The sequence below is a fragment of the Phaeobacter sp. HS011 genome, assembly GCF_018101215.1.
Taxonomy (GTDB): domain Bacteria; phylum Pseudomonadota; class Alphaproteobacteria; order Rhodobacterales; family Rhodobacteraceae; genus Phaeobacter; species Phaeobacter inhibens.
Genome location: NZ_JAGEUF010000021.1, coordinates 1 through 1,157, shown reverse-complemented (window position 1 = coordinate 1,157; position 1,157 = coordinate 1). Strand labels below are relative to the sequence as shown.

The following is a 1,157-nucleotide window of genomic DNA, read 5'->3' as shown; positions in this document are numbered from 1 at the left end:
CCGGCCACATAGATTTTCACAGCGCTGGTGCCCATGCTCTCAGCCCTCGGTGCTGACCGGCAGATCCATGCCGTGTTCTTTCAGCAGGGCATGGCGGCGGGCGGTTTTGAGATCTTCGCGCACCATCTCGGCGCACATCTCTTCGGTGGTGATCTCCGGCACCCAGCCCAGTTTCTGCTTCGCCTTGGTGGGATCCCCCAGCAGCGTCTCCACCTCGGCGGGGCGGAAATAACGCGGATCAATCCGCAGCACCACATCGCCCACCTTCAGCGCCGGGGCCATATCGCCCTCGATCGCGGTCACGGTGGCAATTTCCTCCACCCCCTCGCCCGAAAACGCCAGCGTCAGCCCCAGCTCCTGCGCCGACCAGGTGATGAACTGGCGCACCGAATATTGCTTGCCGGTGGCAATGACAAAATCCTCCGGGGCCTCCTGCTGCAGCATCATCCACTGCATCCGCACGTAATCCTTCGCATGGCCCCAGTCACGCAGCGCGTCGATATTGCCCATATAAAGACACTCTTCGAGGCCTTGCGCGATATTGGCAAGGCCCCGGGTGATCTTGCGGGTCACGAAGGTTTCGCCCCGGCGCGGGCTCTCGTGGTTGAACAGGATGCCGTTGCAGGCATACATACCATAGGCCTCGCGGTAGTTCACCGTGATCCAGTAGGAATAAAGCTTGGCCACAGCATAAGGCGAACGCGGATAAAACGGCGTCGTCTCACGCTGCGGGGTTTCCTGCACCAACCCGTATAATTCCGAAGTCGAGGCCTGATAAAACCGGGTCTTTTTCTCCAGCCCCAGAAAGCGGATTGCCTCCAGCAGGCGCAGCGTGCCGATGCCATCGACATCGGCGGTATATTCCGGTGCCTCGAAACTGACGGCGACATGGCTCTGCGCGCCGAGGTTATAGACCTCATCCGGTTCAATCTCGCTCAGCAGCCGGGTCAGGTTGGAGGTGTCGGTCAGATCGCCGTAATGCAGTTTGAACCGGGCATGATCGGTGTGCGGGTCCTGATAGATGTGATCCACCCGCTGGGTGTTGAACGACGACGCCCGCCGCTTCAGCCCATGCACCTCATAGCCCTTCTCAAGAAGAAACTCCGCAAGGTAGGACCCATCCTGACCCGTTACACCGGTGATGAGGGCTTTTTTCA

At 60.0% G+C, this 1,157-nt stretch carries 1 protein-coding gene; it reads right to left on the bottom strand.

Annotated features, from left to right (window positions below):
* Positions 1-39: 39 nt before the first annotated feature.
* Positions 40-1,157, bottom strand: a 1,118-nt coding sequence (gene gmd, locus J4721_RS19645) for a GDP-mannose 4,6-dehydratase (protein ID WP_211003484.1), incomplete at its 5' end; no start/stop codon positions are given.